Below are 19,409 nucleotides of genomic sequence, written 5' to 3'. Positions count from 1 at the left end.
TCAGCGGTGCGCCGAGGCCGGGTTGCGGACGGCGAACCGGTAGATCTCGAGCAGTTGCTCGAGGCTGTGCTCTGGCTGGTGCTTCTCCTCGTAGGTCTTGCGGGCGCGGCGGCCAAGCTCCTCGTACCGGTCCGGCGTGGTGTCGACGTCGAGCAGCAGCTTGGCCAGCGCGTCCGGCCGGCCGGGCTCGAACAGCATGCCGTCGACCTCGTGCTCGACCAGGTCCGGGAACGATCCGTGACCGGACGCCAGCACCGGTACCCCGACCGCCATCGCCTCGACCACCACGAGCCCGAACGTCTCCTCCCACTCCGACGGCAGGACGACGGCCCGGGACCGGCTGATCAGCTCGAAGACCTCCTGCTTGCTCATCAGGCCGCCCAGCTGGACCGACGGCCGCTCGGCGGCCCAGGCGGTCACCTCGTCCTGCAGCGGCCCACCGCCCGCGACGACGAGTTGGAGGGCGTCGTCCCCGGCGATCGCCCGGTACGCGTCCCAGCCCTTCATCAGCAGCGGAGCACCCTTGGCCGCGTCCAGGCGGCCGACGTAGCTGACCTGCCGATCCCGGGCGCCGCCGAGTGGTCCGTCGTACGGGACCATGTTGTGCTTGACGAACGAGCGGTGCGGGTCGAAGTCCATCCCGTTCATGAGTAGCCGCTGCGACTCGGAGATGAAGACGTACGCCGAGACCAGATTGCGCCACGTCCGTCGATGGCCGCGGGTGTTGAGCACGGTGGTCGCGGTCGCGAGCTTGGAGCCGCGGTAGCAACCGTGCTTCACCCCGGGGAGCGGGTTGCCGCCGGCGCAGTCGTGGCAGACCGCGCCGTCGCGGAAGAAGTCGCCGCTGGCGCAGAGCAGCTTGTAGTTGTGCAGCGTGATCACGACCGGCACGCCCGCGTCGCGGCAGGCGTACAGCACCGACGGGCTGAGCAGCGGGAACGTGTTGTGCACGTGGACGACGTCCGGCCGGAAGCGCTCGAGCTCCGCGGCGAGGTCGCGCTTGCTGGCCGGGTTCCACACCACCCGGGCCGGCAGCGTGGCCTTCTGCCAGGCCGGCCAGTCCTCGATCTCGTCGCTGAACCGCTCGAAGTGCCGGACATCGTGGCCGTGCTCGGCCAGCGCCGCGCTCTCCTGGTCGACCACGCGGTTCTCCCCGCTCGGAGCGGTCGACCGGTACCTGTTGTGCACCAGCAGGATCTTCATCGCGCTCCCTCACGGGTGTTCACGTTGTACACGAGCGACGCCGCCAGCGTCAGTTCGAGCAGGTACGGCGAGGCCTCGCTGAGACCGCTCTCGGTGAAGGACGCGACCACGCAGTAGGCGACCAGGAACAGCGCCAGCGCGCGCTGCGGTCCCTGCGGCCGGAACCACGCGGCGGTCAGCACGAACAGCACGAGCATGATCGTGATCGCCACCCCGACCAGGCCCACGTCGTAGTACGTGCCGAGCCAGTTGCTGTCGATCGGGAGCCCGTTGAACGACTTGTTGGACAGGCCGAACCCGAAGAACGTCTCGAACGTCGACCGTGGCGCGGCCAGGATCGACTCCCAGACCGCCCGCCGCCCGGTCAGCGCGGTCACCTCTTCGGAGTCCTGCCCACGCGCCAGCCAGGTGGTCACCACCGAGCCGAGCGTCAGCGCCCCGACGGTGAAGACGATGACACCGACCGCGAGGAACCGCCGGGCCCGGGTGCGCGCGGTGAACAGGCTCAACCCAGCGATCAGTACGCCGGCCAGCAGCGCGACCAACGCGGTCCTGGTGTGGGTCAGCAGCAGCACCGGGACGGCCACCAGCACGCTGGCCAAGGCGACACTGCGTCTCAGCAGTCCGGAGAACCACAGCACGACCGTCAGACCCGTCGCCACCGCGGCGTAGTGCCCGACCTGGGTCGGCGGGATCGGCCAGATGACTCCGTGCAGCCGCTCCTCGAACATCGCGGTGCCCGGCGATACCAGCAGTCCGAGCACGACCGTGCCGAGGATGCCCCACAACGCCATCAAGTGGGTCCGGACCAGCAGCAGGTCGCGCCGGGTCCACCACGGCGTCAGCAGCCACAGCACCATCGCGAACGTCAGCAGCCGGCCGGCCCGGAACAGCGCGCCGAACAGGAACTCGGCCCGGATGCTGGACAGCAACGCCACGGACGCCAGCAGAAGCAGCAGGAAGATGAAGACGCTGGGCCGGACCCGGACCGGCCGGTTGACCATCAGGACGACCACCAAGGCGCCCACCAGCGCACCCTGCGCGATGAGCTTGCCGATCATGCCCGGGATCGGGAGCAGGTACGGCGCGCCGGCGAAGAACGTCATCACGTTCAGCACCAGCAGCGCCCAGACCAGCTGGACGCGGCGACGCCGGCGAACTTCGGGCGCGCGCACCCGCCGGGTCGGCCGGCGGCCGATCCGGGTCGCCAGTCGTTCGCTGAGTCCGGTCGTCATCGGCCGAACATCTCCACATCCACGGTCCGGGCGGGGGCCGCCTCGGCCTCGGCGACGCCGACGGTCTCGTCGGTGCGGTCCGGCCGCAGTACGACGGCGGTGTCGATCTCGAGCCCGGCCAGCCGCAGCATCTCGCCGGTGGCCTGGATCTTGGCGGTGGTCGACCGGCCCGCGGTCACCACGACCGCAGCGTGCGAGGCCCACGTGCCCAGGTGGTCCGCGCCCAGCTCCGGCGTCAGCGTGGCCAGCGTCAGCACCACGTCGGCGACCTCCCAGGCCGCGTCGAGCGCGATGTCACCGCTGCTCTCCGGCCGGCTGGTCTCGCTCAGCCGCAGGTAGCAACCCTGCGCCGGACCGCCGTCCGGATCGGGCAGGTAGACGTCGATCCGCCGCTGCGGCTCGCTGAACCGCGACTCGCGCGTACCCGGCGCCTTGACGCCGAGCATCATCGCCAGCAGCCGAGTCTCGCTGAGGTCGGCCACCAGGACGTGCTTGCCTTCCTCGGCCAGCGAGACCGCCAGCGCGGCCACGACCAGCGCGGAAGTGCGGACGTCGTCGACGCTCACCACGACGGTGGCCGGCGTGGGCCGTTCACCCCAGAAGATGCGCTGGCCGAAGTGCTGAACCATCAGCCGGACTTCCGGGTTCCGCCGCTGGGACGAACGCAGGTAGCGCGGGAACGGCAGCAACTGCAGGCGGGACGGCCGGGGACTGCTCAGCCGGACCCGCGCGCCGAGGGCGCCGGCGATGTCCTGCCGCTTCCACAGCCGATCGGAGATCAGCGCCCGGACGATCACGAAGGCGATGCCGATGAACAGGCCGGCGAGCAGGCCGGTGCCGGCGTTGATCGCCAGCGTCCGCTTGGCCGACACGGGCACCGGCGCGGCCACGTCGAGGATCCGGCTGCTGTTCATCCGGGAGGCCTGGACCTCCTGGTCCAGCATCTGCTGGCGGACGTACTGCAGCCGGTCCCGGGCAACCCCGAGCCGGATCATCTGCGTGCTGTTCGGTCGGTCCGGTTCGTCCGGGTTGTCGCCGGCCGCCCGGACGGCCGCCTCGGCCACCGAGACCGCCGAGGTCGCAGCGGTCAGGTCGCGGCCCAATGGCACGTCCTGCAGCGCGATCTGCTCCTTGCGGAAGATCAGGAACACCTGGGCGATGACGGTCGCCTGCCTGGTGGCCTCGTCGGTCGTCTTGGCCTGGACGGCGACCTCGAGCACCCGGTCGGTCTTCGGGGTCGCGGTGTACCGCTTCAGCAGGTCGTCCGGCGTCTCCGGCAGCTTGAGCAGGTCGATCACCCGCTGCGCGACTGTGTGCGTGGTCGCCAGGCTGACGTCCGTCGCCATCGCCTTGGCCGGGTCCTCGCCGTCCTTGTGCGTCAGCACCAGGCGGGTCGAGGACACGTGCGGCTGCGGCAGGACGAACGTCGACGCCAGGCCGCCCAGCAGGCCGACGGCGGCCAGGATCAGCCAGATCCGCAGGTGCCGGCGCAGGGCGTCGCGCAGGAAGCGGAAGGTGACCAGGCTGTCCGGCGGGTAGGCGTTGGTCGGCTCGGTCGCGAACAGGCCGTCGTCGTCGGTCCAGCCGGGATCGGTGGCGACGGGCTGGTTGTAGGGCTGGTTGCTCACTTGGTCCTCCTCGCGGTGGTGCCGGTGAGGAGAGTGGGCAGTCGCGAGCCGGAGCGGCGGACGGACTGCGAGACGCGGCCGATGGTGCGGTCGGACGGGTCGGGATCGGTGACGACCAGGCCGTCGATGATGCGGTCGTCGGCCGCGGCCGCGACCGCCAGTCGGGCGAGCTCCTCGGCCGTGACCGTGCCCGCCGACAGCGCGACGATCGTGCGCGTCGTCCGGGTGGTGCCGGCCAGGTGCGGGGCGTCCTTGTCGACCACAACCAGGTGGATGTCCAGGGCAACCTCCCCGGCCGGCTCCTGGTGCGTGTCGACCACGATCGAAGTGGTGATGCCGATCGAGGTCGCCAGCGCGGCCAGTTGCGGGCCGAGCGGGAGCGCCTTGTCGTCGCCGGCGAACGAGATGACCGTCAGCGACTGCTGGGTGCCGCCCTTCAGATCCAGGTTCAGGTGGTGCAGCGTCTTGCGCAGGCTCCACGCCTCGACCGAGGTCGGCGAGTAGTGCTCCAGCAGATAGGTCCAGTCGGACACGTCAGTCGCCCGGTACGACGAGACGGACGCCAGCACCGGCAGTCCGACCGCGTCGGCGATCTCGTCGCGCAACCGCAGCCGGCGGTCACCGCGCACCTTGGCCAGTACTCCGATCGAGCCTGCGACGGCGCCGATCAGCGCGCCGAGCAGTCCCCAGATCCCCAGATGGACCGCGAGGTTGCCACCTCTCGCGGTTGTCGCCTGCTCCAGCACCCGAGCCCCCGTTTTCTTTCCCAGGTCGCCGGGCAGCACCTGGTCGGTGGTGATGAAGACCAGGTAGACCTCGGAGACCGCGTTCGCCAGCCGCATCGACTGCGCGGCCGTCTCGCCCTTGGCGTCGATCTTGATGACGTCGTCGGTCAACGCCGTCACCTTCACCCGTTCCCGCACCACCTTGGTGGACAGCGCCGGGCTCAGGTTCTGGCCGGCGCTCTTCAGCACCGGCTCGCTCCCGGCGATGAACACCTGGGTCTCGATGCTCTGCGTGCCCTCGGCCTTCTGCGGGTCCGCAGCGGGCGGTGGCGGCAGCACGACGAGCGAGGTGGCCGTGTGCAACGGCGGCACCAGCAGGCCGTAGCCCAGCCCGCCGAGCAGGCCGACCGCTGCCACGGCGGCGACGATGAGTCGGTGCCGCCGGATGGCACGCCAGGACTTCTTGACGTCGAGCTGCTGTGAACTCACAGGCCCCGCCCCTCCAGTCGAACGTCACGAACGGTTCGAGTAATAGAGGGACCGAAACCGGGGGTGATACAGCAAGACTCCGGTCAGGACCGGAACTGGAAGCTGCTGACCGCGGGGGAGTCCGGTCCGAGTACGCCGGAGCCGACCAGGGTGGTGATCGGCACCTTGCGGCCGAAGCGCGGTGAGTACCAGCCGAGCAACGGATCGTCGCCACCGCAGTGGGCGGTCCAGCTCAACCCGGCCGGCAACTCGGCGACCGCGGATCCGTTCGGCCACTTCAGCCGCCCGGTCGCGCCGTCGAGGTCGACCGTCACCTCCGGCCCGAGATGCCAGGCGATCCGTACGTCGGCCGAGCCGTCCAGCTGATCCTCGACCCGCAGCACGCCCGCATCCAGTACGGCGGTCCGCCGATGCGTGATCGGGGTGTCGCCGGACCGGTAGCCGTCGTGCTCGGCATCCCAGGTCACCACGTCGCCGTCGGCGGCGTACCGCCGTACCCGGCCTGTTGCGCCGCGCAGCCAGAGGAACGGGCCGCCCCAGACGGACTGCTCGGCGCCGGCGACCTCGACGGTGTTGTGGGCGATCGTGGAGCGGAAGTAGTTCCGCCACTCCTCCTCGCCGTGGTAGCAGTAGGTCCCCGGGTCGGCCAGGATGTCGACGCCGCCCACCCGGACCTCGAGCGAGAGCGCGTCGCAGTGCGCGTGCGCGGCGATGGACAGGAATCCGTGCGGCCCCGCGTCACCGCGGCACCAGATCTCGGGACCCTCGTCTCGACTGCGCAGGATCGTGATCCCGGCGTCGGCGAAGTGGTCCGGGCGCTGAGCCGGCCGATGCGGCTGCGCGCCGTTGACCAGACTCCCAGCCAGTACGGCGGCCGCCGTCTGCGGACTGTCCGGCCACCACTCGGCGCGCCCGACGACCGCGGCACCGAGAGAGAGGAACGCCGACCAGCTGTGGACGTTGGGCGGATCGAGGACGAGCACCATGCCCTCGTCGTCGTCGCCCTGACGCGGCGGGCGCAGCGTGTTGTCGACGATCGCCGCGGCCACGTCGACGGTCCGGGTCAGCAGCGCCCAGGTCTGCCCGCTCAGCGGATGACCGGCCTTGTCCGCCTCCACAGCGGCGTACAGGCCGAGCTCGGAGACGAAGCGGTGGTAGTCGGTCGCGAGCTCGCGGTTGACGCCGGACGGGAACGTGTTGGCGTCCAGCTCGCGCTCCAGCAGTTCGGCCGCGTTCGTGCGCCACTTGTCGCTGGGGGTGAACCAGGGGAAGGCACAGGCGCCGACCAGCTGGCCGGCGGCCTCGGCGATCACGTGGTTGTTCGCCGACGAGCCGCGGCTCTCGAAGGCGGCGAGGTAGCGCTGGTGCCAGTACAGCTGCCGCAACGCCAGCTCGTTGTGCTCGAACAGGTCGGTGACGTCGGGCCAGTCGTCGAGCAGCCGCCGGATCCAGGCCCAGCTGATCAGCCGGATCCCGATCTCGATCCCGCTGGCCCAGTGCACCCCGGACAGGAACGGGTTCGACCGCCACCAGTCGTTCAGGTGGTCGGCGACGCGGTCGGCGTACGTGTCGTCGTGGGTCAGGTACCAGGCCGCGGCGAGCTGGGTCAGGTGGTGGTGCCGGGACAACTCCCAGACCTGCTTGATGTTCCCGACCAGGTCCTCGTTGCGGTGGTTGAGCTTGAACGTGTACTCCGCCGGGTCCGACCGGCGGCCGGTGGTCGGGTCGCGGAACCAGTCCGGCGCCTTCAGGTCGGTCCGGTCGACGCCGAGCACCTCGAGCTTGCCGGCCAGGATCGCGTCGGCGGTCTCGATGATCGCCGTACGCGCCTCGTCGGGTACGCCGTCGGCGGCGTGTGGCGGCAGCACCGCCGGGAACGTCAGCTCCCGGCACAGTGGCAGTTGGATGTCGGCGTCCTGCCCGGGCCGGACCTGCTGGTAAGCCCAGGCAGTACGCCGTACGTGGTCACGCGTTCGCCAGGCCAGCTCGGTGGGGGACATCCGGCGCAGGCGGCGGACGTACCAACCCAAGGGCTGGCGGCTCATATGGTTCCCTGACCGGGGCGGTGGGATGGGGGCAGAATTTGCTCAGCTTTGCCGCTGGCGAGGCTGCGGTCGACGGCGATGGTCGCGCGGGTGGTGGCGACCAGCGAGTCGAACGGGATCGGCATCGGTCCACCGGACTTCACCGCCTGGACGAAGCGTTCCAGCTCGACTCGCTGGCCCTTGTCGGTGCCGCGAGCCTTGCGGGTCGACGGCTTCCGGCCCGCCCACACCGACGCGCTCTGGAAGTTGTCCAGTCGGCCGTTGCGGCCGCCACCGGTGATGTCCAGCGTCTCCTTCGGGAACCGCGAGTTGCCGCCGCCGACATAGCTGATCGTGGCGGCCGACCCGTTCGCGAACCGCAGGCTGACGATGACGTCGCCGGCGTCCGGTCCGGGTACGGCGTACACCTCGGTGGGCGGGCTGTCGAGCCACCAGCTCACCGTGTCGATGAAGTGGCCGCCCTCGCCGCCGAACCGGCTGCCTTCCTTGTCCTGGTCCAGGTACCAGCTGGACGGGTCCAGCCGGCCGGCGTTCACCAGGTAGCGCAGGGAGGAGCCGCCGCCGGGGGTGCCGAAGCGCTCCCGCAGGTCGGTCAGCAGCGGCGCGAACCGGCGGTTGAACCCGACCATCAGGCGGTCGTTGCCGGTCTGCTCGACGGTCGCGACGATCCGGTCCAGGTCCTCGTCGTTCAACGCGAGCGGCTTCTCGACGAACACGGCCTTGCCGGTCTCGAGTGCCTTGCACGCGAGGTCCGTGTGCGTGCTGTGCCGGGTCACCACGAAGATCGCGTCCAGCGACTCGTCGTCCAGCACTGCTTGGGCATCCGTCGAGATCTGCTCGAACCCGAACCGGCGCTGGGCGTTCGCGGCCGACAACGACTTGTTGGTCGCGACGTGCGCGAGCGCAACATCCTCGTTCTTGTGCAGGTGCGGAAGAAGCATGGAAGACGCGTAATTGCCGGCACCCACAAACCCCAACCGGGCTGCGCCGGCGTGAGCCGGCTTGCCGGCCGGCTCCCGCCGGCGCGTTGTGGTCGAGGCGGCGACACCCTGGCCGGTGGTCGAGGCGCCGGGGCCGCGGGTGGCGGCGGGCTCGCCCTCGCCTTGCGGCTCGGGCTTCGGGTATTCGAACAAGAAGCCGACGCCCTGGAAGGCGCCGGAGGAGAGCTGTTGGTAGACCTCGGTGGCGTCGGCGATGGGGAAGACCCTGGCTACCAGGGAGCCTACGTCGATCTGTTCGCGGGCGATCAGGTCGATGAAGCACTCGAGGTTGCGGCGTTCGGTCCACCGGACGTAGCCGGCGGGGTAGTCGATGCCTTCGAGCTCGTAGCGGTCGTCGTACCGGCCGGGGCCGTAGGAGCGGGAGAAGCGGACGTCGAGCTCTTTGTCGTAGTAGGCGTTCCACGGCAGGTCGAGCTTGGTCTTGCCGATGTCGACCACCCGGGCGCGGTCGCGGGCCAGCCGGGCCGCAGTCTCGACCGGGCCGTTGGTGTGACCGCCGGCGGCGAGCAGGATGTGGTCCGCCCCGAGCCCGTTCGACGCCTCCAGCAACGACCGCTCGAGTACGGCGATCCCCGCCTCGTCCGCCGACGAGCAGTGCAGCGCGCCGGCCTTCTCCGCCATCCGGCACCGGTCCTCGACGGTGTCGATGCCGAACACGCGGACGCCTGCCGCGACCAGCAGCCGCACCACGAGCTGTCCGACCAGGCCGAGCCCGATCACGACCGCGGTGTCGCCGAGCTGCACCTCAGACTGCCGGACGCCGTGCATCGCGATCGCGCCGACGGTCGAGAACGCGGCCTGCTCCGGCGGCACCCCGTCCGGCACCGGAACGCACAGGTTGACCGGTACCCAGTTGTACTCGGCGTGCAGCGCGAACTCGTTGCCCGCGGCAGCGACCAGCTGGCCGACGCTGAATTCCTCGGCCCCGGCGCCCACCTCGACCACGACACCGCACAGTGAGTAGCCCAGCGGCGTGTAGGAGTCGAGCTTGTTCATCACCTTCTTGTAGGTGTTGAGCGCACCCTGCTGAGCGACGGAGTCCAGCACCTTCTTCACCTGGTCCGGCCGGGCCCGCGCCTTGCCGAGCATCGACAGCTTGGCCTCGCCGACCTTCATCAGCTCGGTGCCGGTAGAGATCAGCGAGTACAGCGAGCGGACCAGCACGCCGCCGGGCGCACAGGTGGGCGGCGGCACGTCGAGCACCGCCAGCTCGCCGGACTTGTAGTTCTGTGCAACCTGTTTCATCGGATGGGTCGCGGGGGCTCCCGTCACTCAAGACGGGAGGAACCGCGACGCCCTCCCCTCGAAGATCGGGGACTGTCGGTCCCTGCTGATTGGGTGGTTGGCATGTCTCGGTTCCGGATGTACCCGACGCCCGCGCAGCAGGCTGCATTGCTGGAGCAGTGCCGGCATGCCCGGTACATGTGGAACCTGGCGCTCGAGCAATGGTCGATGTGGACTCGCGACAAAGGCCCGGTGCCGGGTTTTGCCGAGCAGTGTCGGCAGCTGACCGAAGGGCGAGCTGAATTCGCGTGGCTGCGCGCCGGGTCGCAGATCGTGCAACAGCAGGCGCTGCGGGACTTCGACCAGGCCGCCAAGAGCTTCTACGCCGGAACGCACCGAAGACCGACCTGGCGCAAAGCCGGGCGGCACGAAGGGTTCCGCATCGTCGGCCCCAGGGCTTCCCGGGTCGTCAAGCTGAACCGCAAGTGGGCACGGGTGTTGGTGCCCAAGGTCGGCTGGGTACGGTTCCGGCTCTCGCGCGCCGTTCCCGCCGCCAAGTCCTACCGCGTCACCCGCGACCCGGCGGGACGCTGGCATCTCGCCTTCGCCGCGATCCCACCGCCGATCCCCGCACCGGGCACGGGCGAAGAGGTCGGCGTCGACCGCGGCATCACAGTCTCGGCCGCCCTCTCCACCGGCGAACGCCTGACCTGCCCTGGCCTGTCGAAACGTGAAGCCGAACGGCTGAAGCGTCTGCAACGTCGGCTGTCGCGGTGCTGTCGCGGCTCCAACCGGCGTCACCGAGTGAAGGCTGCGATCGCCAAGCTGTACGCCCGTGCCGGCGACCGGCGGAAGGACTGGGTGGAGAAGACCAGCACCGACCTCGCGACGAGGTTCGATGTCATCCGGGTGGAGGACTTGCGCATCGCTCAGCTGACCAGGCGGCCCAAGCCCAAGCCCGACCCCGACCGACGAGGTGGGTACCTGCCGAATCGTCGCCGGGCCAAGGCCGGGCTCAATCGGGGCGTCCTGGCCAACGGCTGGGGCAGCCTGGTGGCCCGGCTGGAGGACAAGGCGCCGGGCCGGGTCGAGAAAGTAGACCCTGCGTACACGTCGCAGACCTGCAGCGTCTGCGGGCACCGTGCGTCGGAGAACCGCGAGAACAAAGCGGTCTTCCGATGCACGGCCTGCGGACATCGGGCGAATGCCGACGTGAACGCCGCTGTCAACATCGCGGCCGGACGGGCCGTCAGCGCACGCCGAGAGACGCCCGTACGGGTCTCGCCGAAGCGTGAACCTCAACACGCTACCTCCGCGTAGTTTGTGAAATCCCCGACCTTCAGGATGGGGAGGACGTCAAGCCCAGGGAGCGCATGTTTCGCATCCAGGTCTCGAGCGTCAGCAGCTGCCAGATCTGCTTGGAGTAGTCCTGCCGCCCGGCCCGCTCGTCGTCGACCAGGCGCTGTACGGCGGCCTGCTGCAGGAAACCGCTGCCGACCAGCTCACCGCGCAGCAGCACGTCGTCCACCAGTTCGCGCAGGTCGTTGCGGACCCAGGCCCGCAGCGGCGCGCTGAACGACGCCTTCGGCCGGTAGATGATCTCCTTCGGCAGCCAGGCCTCGGCGGCCTTCTTCAGCGCGAGCTTGCCCTGGCGCCGGTGGATCTTCTCGCGGCCCGGGATGGAGAACGCGGCCCGCGCGACGATCGGGTCCACGAACGGCGTCCGGACCTCGGTCGACGCGGCCATGCTGGACCGGTCGGTGTAGGCCAGGTTCAGGCCGGGCAGGAACATCCGCGCGTCGGCCAGGCACATCCGGTTGACGTGGTCGTCGAGCGTGGTGTCGTGGTAGATGTCGCTGTGCTCGGAGATCAGCTTCCCGACGTACGGCTCCAGGTCCGGGCTGAGCAGGCAGGCCAGCTCGTCGGCGTCGTACATCGTGTAGCTGCGCCGGAACGCGGCCTCCTCGGGCAGGTCGGCGAAGGTCAGGAACCGCTTCGCCCACCGCGCGTACCGCAGGCCGCGCCCGTTCGCGGTGACCGGCAGCCGCCGGACGGCGGGACCGACGAGACCGTTGCGCAGCACGCCCGGGAGTCGCTGGTACTGCGCTCCCATCACGCAGGCGAGGTGTTTGCGGTAGCCGCCGAACAGCTCGTCGGCGCCCATGCCGGACAGCAGCACCTTGACCCCGGCGTCGCGGGCGGCGTCGCACATCAACAGCGTGTTGATCGCGGCCGGGTCGCCGATCGGCTCGTCGAGCACGTCGACGATCCGGGGGAGCAGGTTCACCACGTCGGGCGCGATCTCGATCTCGTGCAGGTCGATGCCGAACTGCTGGGCCACCTTGCGGGCGTAGATCGCGTCGTCGGGCATCGCCTCGAGCCGCTGGTCCTGAGCCCGGAAGGTGATCGTGTACGAGTCGATGCCGGGGTCGAGCCGCTTGGCCAGCACCGTGACCAGGCTGGAGTCGAGCCCGCCGCTGAGGAACGTCGACACCCCGACGTCGGCGACCAGGTGCGCGGCGACCGATTCCTCGATGACCGTGCGCAGGTCGGCGCGCGGACCGGCGGCCGCCTCGGTGGCGACGTCGGTCACCCGCCAGTACGTCTCGTGCCGGCTGCTCCCGTCCGGCCGGAACTCCGACCACGAACCCGGCGGCAGCTTCTCCACGCCGTCGATCGCGCAGCGCTGCTCGGGCAGCCAGTAGTACAGCATCGAGGAGATCAGCGCGCCGGGATCGGTGCGCAGCTCCGGCCCGATCGCGGCGACCAGGGCCTTCAGCTCGGACGCGAAGATGACGCCGCCGTGCCGGCGCAGGAAGTACAGCGGCTTGATGCCGAGCGGGTCGCGGGCCAGGAACAGGCTGCCGCTGTCCTCGTCGAGCATCGCGAACGCGAACATGCCGCGAAACCGCGACAGCGCCGCCGGACCCCAGCGGCGCCAGGCCTCCAGCACCACCTCGGTGTCGGAGTGCGTCCGGAATGTCACCCCGGCCCGGACCAGCTCGGCGCGCAGCTCCTTGTAGTTGTAGAGCTCGCCGTTGTAGCTGATCGTCAGGCCGCGCTTGGTGAACGGCTGGTCGGCCCCCGAGGACAGGTCGATGATCGACAGCCGGCGGTGCGCGAGGTACGCCCGGATGTCACCGTCCTCGAACCGGTACACGCCGTCGGCGTCCGGACCGCGGTGCGCGATCCGGTCGTTCATGGTCTGCGCGAGGGCGAGACCGTCGTGCTGCTGGTAGCAGCCGGCGATGCCGCACATCAGGACCCCGCAGCCTTCGGGAACTCGCCGACGGCACTCGGGTGGCCGGTGAGCCGGTCGTACACCTCGAGGTAGGCCTTCTGCTGGTGCTTCCAGGCGAGCACTTGCTCGACCCGCTCGCGACCGAACCGGGCCATCCGGCGGCGCCGTACCTCGTCGTCGAGCAGGTCGACGATCGCCTGGCCGTACTTCGTCACGTCGTTCGGCTCGACGTACACCGCGGCGTCGGCGGCCGAGACCTTGGTCTCGATCAGGTCGAAGGCGACGACCGGCAGCTCGAACGCCATGTACTCCATCGTCTTGTTCATCGTGGAGACGTCGTTGAGCGGGTTCTTCGGGTCCGGCGACAGGCCGAGGTCGGCGGTCGACATCACCGTGCGGACCGTCTCGTCCGGCACCCGGCCGGTGAACTCGACGTGGTCCTGCAGGCCCAGCTGGTCGCGCAGCGCGACCACGTCGTCGAACGCGTCGCCGCCGCCCATCAGCGTGAACGCGATGTCGGTGCGGCCGAGCTTGTTGACCACCACGTCGGCGGCCTGGACGACGATGTCGACGCCGTCCTGCGGGCCCATCACGCCGATGTAGGTGACCAGGTACCGGTGCCCGCGGCGCACCGACTCGTCCGGTGCGCCGCGGCGCAACCGCTCCGGATCGGGGCCGGTCCGCACGACGGTCACGTCGTGGTTGGCCTTGCCGCTCCGGGTGATCGCGATGTGCCGGTAGGAGTCGTTGGTCGACGTGACGTGGTCCGCCGTCCGGTGCGTGCGCCGCTCCAGCCAGCGCAGTCCCTTGTACGCCGGGCTCGTCGTACCGCCGAACCGGGACTGGAACAGCTCCGGGCACAGGTCGTGGTGGTCGAAGACGAACTTGGTCCGGTCCAGGCGGCGCAGCAGGATCGCGATCGGCCAGAAGATGTCCGGCGGGTTGCACGCCTGCAGCACCTGGAACTTGCCGGCCTTGCGGGCCCGCAGCACCAGCAGCAGCGTCATCAGGAACGAGTAGGCGTACTCCGCCACGAAGCTGAGCTTGCTGCCACCGGGCGCGTACGCCTTGTACTTGTGCACGGTGACGCCCTCGAGGACCTGGTACGACGGGTCACCCGGGCCCTTGGGGCAGACCACGGTCACGTCGTACCCGGACGCCGTCAGGGCCTTGCACTCCAGCCAGACCCGGCGGTCGAACGGCACCCACAGGTTCTGGATGATGATCAGGACGCGCGGACCGCTCACCAGCCCACTCCTTCGTATCCGGACAGCGCCTCGACCTCGGCGCCCAGCCGGCCGCTCAGGTCGATGGTCCGGGCCGGGGGCGTGGTCAGCAGCGCGCTGATCGCCGCGTGGTCGGTGGCCGAGACCAGCGCCACGTCGGCGTCGCGCAGCGCCTCGACTGGGTCGGCGGTGAGCACCCGCTGCAGGTGCGGCAGCTTCGACCTCACGTGCCGCAGGTTGGCGCCGACCAGCCGGCTCGGGTTCACGATCGCGTCGTAGATCCGCAGGTTGTAGCCCTTGCCGATCAGCCGTTCGGCCAGCTCGACGCTCGGGCTCTCGCGCAGGTCGTCGGTCGCGGTCTTGAAGCTCAGGCCGAGCAGCGCGACCTCCCGGCCCGGTCCGGCCACCACCCGGTCCACGACGTCGCGGACGGTCAGCTCGTTGGTCGCGAGCGTGCCGGCCAGCAGCGGCAGGTCGGTGTCGTTGACCCGGGCCAGGTGCAGCACCGAGCGCAGGTCCTTCGGCAGGCACGAGCCGCCGAACGCGAACCCGGGGCGCAGGTAGTACGGCGAGATGTTGAGGCTGGTGTCCTGCACGAAGAGCCGCATGACCTCCCGCGAGTCCACGCCGTAGTACCGAAAGATCCGGCCCATCTCGTTCGCGAACGAGACCTTGGTGGCGTGGAACGCGTTGCAGGCGTACTTGAGCGCCTCGGCGGTCCGGACGTCGACCACCTGCACCTCGGCGGGGAGGAAGCCGAAGAGGTCGGTCAGAGCGGTACCGACCCGAGGGTTCCGGGTGCCGACCACGACGAACGGCGGGTCGTAGAAGTCCGCCAGCCCGGACCCCTCCCGCAGGAACTCCGGGCACATCGCCGTACCGAAGGTGAAGTCGTCGGAGCCGGGCACCTCGGCCAGCACCTGCTCGACGACCTCGTCGACGGTGCCCGGCGGAACGGTGCTGCGGACAACGATGCTGTGGAAGCCCGACGCCGGCGGCGCGACCACGCCGGCCGCCTCCGCGATGTCGCGGACCGCGCGCCGGATGTAGGTGAGGTCGGTGCTGCCGGCCGGTGTCGACGGCGTCCCCACGCAGATCAGGGAGACGTCCGCTCCGTCCAGCGCCAGTCGCGGGTCGGTGGTCGCGTGCAGTCTGCCCGCGGTGACGCCCGCCGCGACGAGCTCGTCCAGGCCGGGTTCGACCACCGGGCTGTGTCCCTCGGTGATCGGTCCGACCTTGGCAGTGTCGACGTCGACCCCCCAGACGTCGTGGCCGGCAGCAGCCAGGCAGGCCGCCGTCACCGACCCCACGTAGCCCAAGCCGAATACGGCAACCTTCATAACGCCCCCCAATTGAGCGTGTCCCTGCGATTGAACTTGGCCCCTTGCTGGTCTCAGCCCTCTATGGAGCAGTCACCCTCCGGCGCTGATACACCGGACTTGCCGGAATCGAATCCGCGGGCGGTGTATCACCGCGCCCGCTCGGTGATCTGTTACAGCGACGACAGAGCCGAGCGGAGGAGCGGGCGGATGAGAGTTCTGGTCACCGGGGATCGCGGGTACATCGGTGCGGTGATGGTGCCGTTCCTGCGGGACGCCGGGCACCAGGTCGACGGGCTGGACACCGGGCTGTACGAGGGCTGCGACCTGCTCGGCGGGCCGGACCCGATCGGCTCCCGGAAGCCGCGCGACATGCGGGACGTCACCTCCGCCGAGCTCCAGGGGTACGACGCCGTCGTCTGCCTGGCCGCGTTGTCCAACGACCCGCTCGGCCACCTGAACCGGGACGCGACCTACTCGGTCAACCTGGACGGCACCCTGAACGTCGCCCGCGCGGCCAAGGAAGCCGGCATCGAGCGGTTCCTGTTCGCCTCCTCCTGCAGCCTGTACGGCGCGGCCGGCTCCGAGGCGGTCGCCGAGGACGCCGAGATGTTCCCGGTGACGCCGTACGGCGAGACCAAGGCGCTGGCCGAGGCGGAGCTGTCCAAGCTCGCCGACGACCACTTCAGCCCGACGTACCTGCGCAACGCGACCGCGTACGGCGCCTCCACCCGGCTGCGGCTGGACATCGTGGTGAACAACCTGACCGCGATCGCGATGACGAGTGGCCAGGTCCGGCTGGAGAGCGACGGCACGCCGTGGCGGCCGCTGGTGCACATCGAGGACATCAGCCGGGCGTTCCTGAAGGTGCTCGAGTCGCCACGCGAGGTGATCCACGACCAGGCGTTCAACGTCGGCCGGTCCGAGGACGTGGTCCAGGTCCGCGACATCGCCGAGATGGTCCGCGACGCCGTACCGGGCTCGACGCTGTCGATCGCCGAGGGGGCGGGTCCGGACCTGCGCAACTACAAGGTCGACTTCGCCAAGCTCAACGACACCTTCCCGGACCTGCAGCTGCAGTGGACGGTGCGCAAGGGCGTCGACGAGCTCGCCGCCGCGTACCAGCGGCACGGCCTGACCCAGGCGGACTTCGACTCCGCCCAGTTCGTCCGGCTGCGCCGGATCCAGCAGCTGCTGTCCGCGGGGCTGGTCGACGACCAGCTGCGCCGGCAGACCGATGACCAGTTCCCGGGACCGGGGGCACCAGTGTTCACCAAGAATGACGCAGCCGAGGAGAAGCACTGATGGGGGAACCAGTCGCCTGCCGCCTGTGCGGCGAGCCCTTGACCCGTACTTTTGTCGACCTGGGGATGTCACCGCCGTGCGAGAGCTACCTGCGGGCCGACCAGCTCGACAGCGGTGAGACCTTCTACCCGCTGCACGTCCGGATCTGTGACAACTGCCTGCTCGTCCAGCTGCCGGCGTACGTCGCGGCCGACGACGTGTTCAGCGACTACCTGTACTTCTCGTCGTACTCGACCAGCTGGGTCGAGCACGCCCGCCGGTTCGTCGTGGACATGCAGGAGCGGCTCGACCTCGGCGCCGAGAGCCTGATCGTGGAGGCGGCCAGCAACGACGGCTACCTGCTGCAGCACGCGGTGGCGCTCGGCATCCCGGTGCTCGGCATCGAGCCGGCCGCGAACATCGCCGAGATCGCCAACGAGAAGGGCATCCGGACCGAGAGCTACTTCCTCGGCGAGGAGACCGGCCGGGACGCGGCCGCCCGGCACGGCCAGGCGGACCTCGTCGTCGGCAACAACGTGTTCGCGCACGTGCCGGACATCGTCGACTTCGCCAAGGGCCTGCGGGCGCTGGTCAAGGACGACGGCCTGGTGTCGCTGGAGTTCCCGCACCTGCTCCGGCTGATCGAAGGCCGCCAGTACGACACGATCTACCACGAGCACTACCAGTACCTGACCCTGAAGACCGCCGCGGCCGCGCTGGAGAAGGCGGGGCTGAAGGTGGCCGACGTCCAGGAGCTCGTCAGCCACGGCGGTTCGCTGCGGCTGATGTCCCAGCCGGTGGAGACGGCGGGGGAGCCGTCGGAGCTGGTGCTGAAGGTCCTGAAGGACGAGGAGGACGCCGGGCTGCACACGGTCGAGGGCCACGCCGGGTTCGCCAAGGACGTCTTCGCGATCAAGGCCGACCTGGTCAGCTTCCTGGTCAGCGCGGCCCGGGCCGGCAAGTCGGTCGCCGGGTACGGCGCTCCAGGCAAGGGCAACACGCTGCTGAACCACTGCGGCATCCGCGAGGACCTGCTGCCGTTCACGGTCGACCGCAGCCCGCACAAGCACGGCATGTTCCTGCCCGGCACGCACATCCCGATCCACGCGCCGGAGCGGCTGGCCGAGGCGCGCCCGGACTACATCGTGATCCTGCCGTGGAACCTGCGCGAGGAGATCGTCCACCAGTTGGCCTACGCACGGGAGTGGGGCGCGAAGTTCGTCGTACCGATCCCGCGCCTCGAAGTGATCTGAACACGACCCCGGGGAGGGAAACAGCAATGAAGGTCGTGATCTTCTGTGGGGGGTTCGGGCTGCGGATGCGCAGCGGGGTGGACTCCGCACCGAAACCGATGATGACGATCGGCGACCGGCCGGTCCTGTGGCACGTGATGCGCTACTACGCGCACTTCGGGCACACCGAGTTCATCCTCTGCCTGGGCTTCGGCGGCTCGGCGGTCAAGGAGTACTTCCTGCGGTACGACGAGACCGTGTCGAACGACTTCGTGATGACCAAGGGCGGGCAGCGCATCGAGCTGCTCGACTCCGACATCAGCGAGTGGAAGATCACCTTCGTCGACACCGGGATCGACACCTCGATCGGGGAGCGGCTGCGCCGGGTCCGCCCGTACCTGGAGGACGACGACGCGTTCCTGGCCAACTACGGCGACGTGCTGACCGACGCGCCGATGGACAAGATCGTCGACCACGTGATGACCAGCGACATCACCGCCAGCCTGCTCGCGGTCCCGCCGCAGGCCTCCTTCCACGTGGTCGAGTTCGGCACCGACGCCCGGATCACCGGGCTGCGCTCGGCCGCCGACCTGAACATGTGGATCAACGGCGGCTACTTCGTGATCAAGAAGGAGATCTTCGACGTCCTGCACGAGGACGAGGACCTGGTCGGGGACGCGTTCCCGCGGCTGGCCGCGATGAGCAAGCTGGAGGCGATCCCGCACCACGGGTTCTGGGCGCCGATGGACACGCTCAAGGAGCGCAGCCAGCTCGAGGAGCTGTACCGCACCGGCAAGAAGCCGTGGGCGTTGTGGAGCCACGAGACCCGCGAGCAGCGGGCCCAGGTGCTGCAGAAGCCGGAGTTCCTGTCCGACGACTCGCCCATGGTGGTGGCGATCTGATGCTGCCGTTCCAGCTCGGCCTGATCGAGCGCCCGGTCCACCTGGTGGCCCTGGGCGCGCATCCGGACGACATCGAGATCGGCTGCGGCGGCACGCTGCTCAAGCTGGCCGAGTCGGTGCCGGAGCTGACCGCCGAGTTCGTGATCGCGACCGGCAGCCCGCTCCGGCTCGACGAGGCCCGGCGGGCCGCGGAGTTGTTCCTGCCCGAGTGCGAGGTGACCGTCACCTCGGCCGAGCTGCCGGACGGCCGGCTGCCGGCGTTCTGGAACGAGACCAAGGAGTTGCTCGAGGCAACGGCCCGGGGGAGCAGGAGCCCCGACCTGGTGCTGGCGCCGAGCCGCACCGACGCGCACCAGGACCACCGCCTGATCGCGGAGCTCGCGCCGACGGTGTGGCGCAGCCACCTGGTGCTGCACTACGAGATCCCCAAGTGGGACGGCGACATCGGCCGGCCGTGGCTGTACGTCGACCTGACCGAGGAGCAGCTGCGGGAGAAGATCACCCGGCTGCACAAGGCCTACCCGTCCCAGGTCCCGCACGACTGGTTCGACGAAGAGGTCTTCGCCGGGCTGGCGAGGCTGCGCGGCATGGAGTGCCGGGCGCCGTACGCGGAGGCGTTCACCACGGCCAAGGCGACATTGACATGGTGATCGAG

General features: G+C 69.9%; 14 protein-coding genes. 5 read left to right on the top strand and 9 right to left on the bottom strand.

The annotated features are described in order from the left end of the window. The 6 genes from AB0H36_RS38390 to AB0H36_RS38365 all read right to left on the bottom strand — a co-directional run bounded on the left by AB0H36_RS38390 (position 1) and on the right by AB0H36_RS38365 (position 9,571). Positions 1 to 1,203 carry a glycosyltransferase gene (locus AB0H36_RS38390; RefSeq protein WP_360535222.1) on the bottom strand — a complete coding sequence of 401 codons (1,203 nt, stop codon included), beginning with the start codon at positions 1,201 to 1,203 and terminating at the stop codon, positions 1 to 3. Then, a complete protein-coding gene (locus AB0H36_RS38385; RefSeq protein WP_360535220.1) occupies positions 1,200 to 2,438 on the bottom strand; it encodes a hypothetical protein in 1,239 nt (412 codons plus the stop codon). Before AB0H36_RS38385 ends, AB0H36_RS38390 begins: the two co-directional genes overlap by 4 nt. Further along, on the bottom strand, positions 2,435 to 4,066 hold the full coding sequence (locus tag AB0H36_RS38380) for a hypothetical protein (RefSeq protein ID WP_360535218.1): 1,632 nt from the start codon (positions 4,064 to 4,066) through the stop codon (positions 2,435 to 2,437). Before AB0H36_RS38380 ends, AB0H36_RS38385 begins: the two co-directional genes overlap by 4 nt. Then, positions 4,063 to 5,280 carry a Wzz/FepE/Etk N-terminal domain-containing protein gene (locus tag AB0H36_RS38375; protein WP_360535216.1) on the bottom strand — a complete coding sequence of 406 codons (1,218 nt, stop codon included), beginning with the start codon at positions 5,278 to 5,280 and terminating at the stop codon, positions 4,063 to 4,065. Before AB0H36_RS38375 ends, AB0H36_RS38380 begins: the two co-directional genes overlap by 4 nt. An 83-nt stretch (positions 5,281 to 5,363) precedes the next feature. Further along, positions 5,364 to 7,325, bottom strand: coding sequence for an alginate lyase family protein (locus AB0H36_RS38370; protein WP_360535214.1), 1,962 nt, complete (start codon positions 7,323 to 7,325; stop codon positions 5,364 to 5,366). Then, complete coding sequence (locus AB0H36_RS38365) at positions 7,322 to 9,571, bottom strand: bi-domain-containing oxidoreductase (protein ID WP_360535211.1); 2,250 nt, start codon at positions 9,569 to 9,571, stop codon at positions 7,322 to 7,324. Before AB0H36_RS38365 ends, AB0H36_RS38370 begins: the two co-directional genes overlap by 4 nt. A gap of 102 nt (positions 9,572 to 9,673) precedes the next feature. Here AB0H36_RS38365 and AB0H36_RS38360 point away from each other — a divergent pair, with 102 nt between their 5' ends. Then, positions 9,674 to 10,870, top strand: coding sequence for a transposase (locus tag AB0H36_RS38360; protein ID WP_360535209.1), 1,197 nt, complete (start codon positions 9,674 to 9,676; stop codon positions 10,868 to 10,870). Positions 10,871 to 10,889: 19 nt separating this feature from the next. On the opposite strand, the gene asnB is transcribed toward AB0H36_RS38360, so the two are convergent. From asnB to AB0H36_RS38345, 3 genes are read right to left on the bottom strand one after another with little or no spacing between them, the layout of a single operon-like run. Next, entirely contained in the window at positions 10,890 to 12,809 is a 1,920-nt protein-coding gene (gene asnB / locus AB0H36_RS38355) for an asparagine synthase (glutamine-hydrolyzing) (RefSeq protein WP_360535207.1), read from the bottom strand. Further along, a complete protein-coding gene (locus tag AB0H36_RS38350; protein WP_360535205.1) occupies positions 12,809 to 14,038 on the bottom strand; it encodes a glycosyltransferase family 4 protein in 1,230 nt (409 codons plus the stop codon). The genes asnB and AB0H36_RS38350 overlap by 1 nt, the downstream gene beginning before the upstream one ends. Next, positions 14,035 to 15,357 (bottom strand): nucleotide sugar dehydrogenase, encoded by a 1,323-nt coding sequence (locus AB0H36_RS38345; RefSeq protein WP_360535203.1) that lies wholly within the window; start codon positions 15,355 to 15,357, stop codon positions 14,035 to 14,037. Before AB0H36_RS38345 ends, AB0H36_RS38350 begins: the two co-directional genes overlap by 4 nt. A 189-nt stretch (positions 15,358 to 15,546) precedes the next feature. Between AB0H36_RS38345 and AB0H36_RS38340 the strand changes: the two genes are divergently transcribed. The 4 genes from AB0H36_RS38340 to AB0H36_RS38325 are packed head-to-tail and all read left to right on the top strand — an operon-like array spanning position 15,547 to position 19,404. Continuing rightward, positions 15,547 to 16,641, top strand: a complete 1,095-nt coding sequence (locus tag AB0H36_RS38340) for an SDR family oxidoreductase (RefSeq protein WP_360535201.1) — start codon at positions 15,547 to 15,549, stop codon at positions 16,639 to 16,641. Continuing rightward, a complete protein-coding gene (locus AB0H36_RS38335) occupies positions 16,641 to 17,873 on the top strand; it encodes a class I SAM-dependent methyltransferase (protein ID WP_360535199.1) in 1,233 nt (410 codons plus the stop codon). The genes AB0H36_RS38340 and AB0H36_RS38335 overlap by 1 nt, the downstream gene beginning before the upstream one ends. Positions 17,874 to 17,899: 26 nt before the next feature. After that, positions 17,900 to 18,754 carry a glucose-1-phosphate cytidylyltransferase gene (locus AB0H36_RS38330; RefSeq protein WP_360535197.1) on the top strand — a complete coding sequence of 285 codons (855 nt, stop codon included), beginning with the start codon at positions 17,900 to 17,902 and terminating at the stop codon, positions 18,752 to 18,754. Further along, the gene (locus AB0H36_RS38325; protein ID WP_360535195.1) at positions 18,754 to 19,404 is read left to right on the top strand and encodes a PIG-L family deacetylase; all 651 of its coding nucleotides are present in this window, start codon (positions 18,754 to 18,756) and stop codon (positions 19,402 to 19,404) included. Before AB0H36_RS38330 ends, AB0H36_RS38325 begins: the two co-directional genes overlap by 1 nt. Positions 19,405 to 19,409: the final 5 nt, after the last annotated feature.

It is taken from the genome of Kribbella sp. NPDC050820 (genome assembly GCF_040653975.1).
GTDB lineage: Bacteria > Actinomycetota > Actinomycetes > Propionibacteriales > Kribbellaceae > Kribbella.
This window is presented reverse-complemented; position numbering and strand designations above follow the sequence as displayed.